Annotated in this window: 5 protein-coding genes; all 5 read left to right on the forward strand. The window is 57.4% G+C overall.

Features of this window, described 5'->3' with window-relative positions:
- On the forward strand, positions 1–1122 hold a 1122-nt coding region (locus tag AC1D1P_RS15755), incomplete at its 5' end, for a pseudouridine synthase (protein WP_477673622.1).
- Between the two features lie 124 nt (positions 1123–1246).
- Complete coding sequence (gene ndk / locus AC1D1P_RS15760; RefSeq protein WP_477669353.1) at positions 1247–1672, forward strand: nucleoside-diphosphate kinase; 426 nt, start codon at positions 1247–1249, stop codon at positions 1670–1672.
- Between the two features lie 79 nt (positions 1673–1751).
- The gene (rlmN, locus tag AC1D1P_RS15765) at positions 1752–2900 is read left to right on the forward strand and encodes a dual-specificity RNA methyltransferase RlmN (protein WP_457280669.1); all 1149 of its coding nucleotides are present in this window, start codon (positions 1752–1754) and stop codon (positions 2898–2900) included.
- Positions 2897–3706, forward strand: a complete 810-nt coding sequence (pilW, locus tag AC1D1P_RS15770) for a type IV pilus biogenesis/stability protein PilW (protein ID WP_457280670.1) — start codon at positions 2897–2899, stop codon at positions 3704–3706. Before rlmN ends, pilW begins: the two co-directional genes overlap by 4 nt.
- A partial coding sequence (locus AC1D1P_RS15775; RefSeq protein ID WP_477673623.1) for a helix-turn-helix domain-containing protein occupies positions 3699–4323 on the forward strand: 625 nt, incomplete at its 3' end. The genes pilW and AC1D1P_RS15775, both read left to right, overlap by 8 nt.

Here is a 4323-nt window from a genome sequence, read left to right on the forward strand (position 1 = left end):
GCCTATCACAAGCCCACCGGAGAGGTCGTCACACATGATGACCCGCAAAACCGCCCGACCGTTTTTCGTCGTTTACCCAAGCTGTTCCAGGGAAAATGGCAATCGGTCGGTCGCCTCGACTTGAACACGGAGGGCCTACTGCTGCTGACCAGTTCGGGTGAATTGGCCAACAAGCTGATGCATCCGCGTTTCGGCCTGGAGCGTGAGTACGCTGTTCGTGTGCTCGGTGCGCTAAATAGCGAAGAGAAAAAACGCCTGCTCGAAGGTGTGAATCTGGATGACGGCATGGCCCAGTTCAGCTCCATTGAAGCCGGAGGGGGGGAAGGCGCCAACTGCTGGTACAAGGTCACCATTTCCGAGGGGCGTAACCGTGAGGTCAGACGGATGTTTGAGGCRGTSGGGCACGCTGTSAGCCGCCTKATYCGCATCCGYTATGGGGCYATGGTTCTCCCGCGCGGCCTYAAGCGCGGYGCGTTTGTYGAACTSGATGAGCGCGAYATCTGGGCCCTGACAAGCGCTTTGACCCGTTCTGAATCTCGCGCAATACCGGGGGGAGCGCAGGGTGCCGGCACTCATGGGGACGGGGTTGAACCACCGAGACGGGGACCGCGCAGAAATGAACGCCAGCGCGGCGACCGCGGGCGGCCGTCAGCGCCAAACAGCGAACCACCTCAAGCGCCGGCGCAAGGCGGATCGGAGGGCGAGCAGGGGATTCATGATCCACATGAGCTGCAACCGCCGCTGAATCTCAACGATTCTGCACCCCGTGGAAACCGACGCCGCGGTGGCAAGGGGCGTAACCAGGGTGGCAATCCCGGTGTTGGCTTCCGGACCGGCCAGCCGCAAGGCAACGGCAATGGTATGCAGGGGCAAAAACGGCGAGAGGACCGTGGTGACAAAGCTGCCGGAGGAACGCAGCCCGATCCGATGAAAACTTCATTTGGTTATATCGGTGCGGACACTTTTACCCGGCAGCGACAGGGGCAAGGCCAGGGTCAGCAGCGTCGCGGGGGCGGTGGTACGGGCGGAAACGGTACCGGTGGACCGCGCCGCGGCGGTGCCGGTGGTGGAAACCGGGGAGGCGGCAATCGCGGTGGTGGGAGTCGCGGTGGAAATCGATGACCCGCAGAGGCACCTCTAACCGCAAGGTTGATTTGAGCCAATACGCCTACAGGTTAAAATCATAGGCTTTATTCAAATTTTTGAATAATTTACGACTCCAAAAAATTTAAGTTAAGGAAATCTCATGGCAATCGAGCGCACTCTCTCCATCATCAAACCCGACGCCGTGGCGAAAAACGTCATTGGGCAAATCTATGCGCGTTTTGAAGCTGCTGGCTTGAAGCTTGTGGCCGCCAGGATGGCTCACTTGTCGCAAGGCGAGGCTGAGGCTTTTTATGCGGTGCACAAAGAGCGCCCATTCTTCAAAGACCTGGTTTCCTTCATGATTTCCGGCCCCGTCATGATCCAGGCGCTGGAAGGTGAGGGCGCCATCCTGAAAAACCGTGATCTGATGGGAGCTACCGATCCGAAGAAGGCTGCCGCCGGCACCATTCGTGCGGATTTCGCCGACAGCATTGATGCCAATGCCGTCCATGGTTCGGATGCCGCCGAAACGGCCAAGGCGGAAATTGCTTTCTTCTTTCCCGGCATGAACGTTTACTCGCGTTAACTATGTCTCGCCCCATGCTTTGCTACACCCAGCCAGGGCCGTCGCTTGCTTGGGGCAGTTCAGTCGGTTCCCTACTGCGATGACTGCCAACCTTCTTGACTACGATCTGGATGGTTTGGCGGCCTTTTGTGGGCAGCTTGGTGAAAAACGCTTTCGGGCCACGCAGCTTTTCCGCTGGATTCACCAAAAAGGAGTTGCAGATTTCGGGCAAATGACGGATTTGGCAAAATCCCTGCGCGACAAGCTGGCAGGATCAGCCCAGGTCGTAAGCCCCACGGTGGTTTCCCGCCACGATTCCGCCGATGGCACCATCAAATGGTTATTTGATGTCGGTGCAGGCGATATTATTGAAACTGTTTTTATTCCCGAAACCGACCGAGGAACTTTGTGCATTTCCTCGCAGGCCGGCTGTGCTGTCGGTTGCCGGTTTTGCTCCACGGGTCACCAGGGTTTCAGCCGTAACCTGACCACGGGAGAGATCGTTTCCCAGCTATGGTTTGCCGAGCATTTCCTGCGGCAGCATCTAGGCAGGGATGAACGGGTGATTTCCAACGTCGTCATGATGGGCATGGGTGAGCCCCTGCAGAACTACTCGCAGCTCCTGCCAGCCCTGAAGGTCATGCTTGACGACCATGGTTATGGCCTGTCACGCCGACGGGTGACGGTATCGACATCGGGCGTTGTGCCCATGATTGATCGGTTGGCCGGGGACTGCCCGGTAGCCTTGGCTGTATCGCTGCATGCACCGGAAGATGGGCTGCGCGACAACCTTGTGCCTTTGAATAAAAAATACCCCATAGCCGAACTGCTTGCGGCTTGTACCCGCTATCAGTCATCGGCACCCCGGGACTTCATCACGTTTGAGTATTGCATGCTCGATGGTGTGAACGACCAGCCAGAGCATGCGCGTCAGCTCGTATCGCTGGTTCGGGCCCAGGCGGCGCAAGGGCTCTCCTGCAAATTCAACCTGATTCCCTTTAATCCATTTCCGGCTTCGGGGTTGAAGCGTTCTGACATGCCGCAGGTGATGGCATTTGCGAAAATCCTGATGGATGCGGGTATTGTGACAACCGTCAGAAAAACCCGGGGGGACGATATCGATGCAGCTTGCGGGCAACTGGCTGGCGATGTACAGGACCGCACAGGTGTGGATCAGCGCATGGCGGCGCAGCGGCAAGGTATGCTCGGGGGAATCAAGGTCGTAGTGGCCAAAGGGATGGGTACATGAGATTTCGCGCCAATATGATCTGGGTTCCAGCCTGCTGGCTGGCAGTATTGCTCGCAGGATGCGCCAATCACGCAGGCGCTCCAGGGTCTCCGGGCAACCGCACTGACATTATTACGGAATCAGACGAACCTGATCAGCGCAGGCGTGCGCGTCTTCGGCTTGAATTGGCTTCGGGCTACTTCGAACAGGGGCAAACCAATGTTGCTCTCGACGAAATCAAGCAATCGCTGACCACGGATCCAACTTTTGCGGAGGCCTACAACCTGCGCGGACTGGTTTACATGCGTCTTAACGATATTCCTCTGGCTGAGGATAGTTTTCGCAGGGCTCTTGCATTGAATCCCCGCGATGCGGATGTTGCGCATAACTATGGATGGTTGATGTGCCAGCAAGGACGCTATAACGAGTCTTCTCGGTTCTTTGCTCAGGCCGTGGCGAACCCAACGTACGCAGGCAAGGCCAAAACGCTGATGGCGCAGGGGGTTTGTCAGGTTCGTGCTGGGCAGCATGCAGAAGCCGAGCAAAGCCTCCTGCAGTCTTATGAATTGGACGCAGGAAATCCTGTTACTGGTTACAACCTGGCTAGTCTTTTGAACGATCGTGGCGATCTGACTCGGGCACAGTTTTACATACGACGACTGAACAACAGTGATCTTGCAAATGCTGAAACCCTGTGGCTAGGCATCAAAATCGAGCGTAAATTAAACAACCGGGATACGGTACGGCAGCTCGGTGATCAGCTAAAAAAGCGTTTTGCGCAGTCCCGGGAGGCTGCTGCTTATGACAAAGGGGCGTTCAATGAGTGACGCTGACGTTGTTGCACCGGCTGGGGAGGCCACATCTGGAATGGCTGCGTCTGGCGTTGACCGGGGTACTGACTTCGAGCCCACGGCAGGCACACTGCTTCGTGAGGCAAGAGAGGCTGCAGGCATACATATCGCGGCCCTCGCCGTATCCTTGAAGGTTCCGGTAAAAAAACTCGAAGCGCTGGAGCTGGATCGCTTTGACTTGCTGCCGGATGCTGTTTTTGTTCGGGCCCTGGCTTCCAGCGTGTGCCGTAGCCTGAAACTGGATGCGGCCCCTGTGCTTGAACGCCTGCCTCAAACCAGCGCCCCCAAGCTGATATACCAAGGTGCTGGCATCAATGCACCGTTTCGCTCGCCAGGGGAAGGCCCCCGGCCTGCTGTGTGGACCCAGGTTTCGAAGCCTGCAGTGCTGGCCGGCCTGGCTTTGCTGCTTGGTGCTCTGGTATTGATTTTCCTGCCAGTCATCAAGCCGGATGTCACGAAGGGTCAGGGTGATAGTGAGATGCAAGCTGGCGGCGCCGAGGCCGCCAAACCGCTGCCCGCAGCTGTGGCGATGACGGGCGGAGGATTGGTAAACGACGTCAAGCCTGTTTTCCCCACAGAGCAGAGTCATGAGA

The sequence above is a fragment of the Polaromonas sp. P1_E1_2 genome, assembly GCF_056406035.1.

Excerpts from the sequence above, each read along its gene's own strand:
- pilW (WP_457280670.1), top strand. The coding sequence starts at position 2,897 with ATGAGATTTCGCGCCAATATGATCTGGGTTCCAGCCTGCTGGCTGGCA.
- rlmN (WP_457280669.1), top strand. The coding sequence starts at position 1,752 with ATGACTGCCAACCTTCTTGACTACGATCTGGATGGTTTGGCGGCCTTT.
- ndk (WP_477669353.1), top strand. The coding sequence starts at position 1,247 with ATGGCAATCGAGCGCACTCTCTCCATCATCAAACCCGACGCCGTGGCG.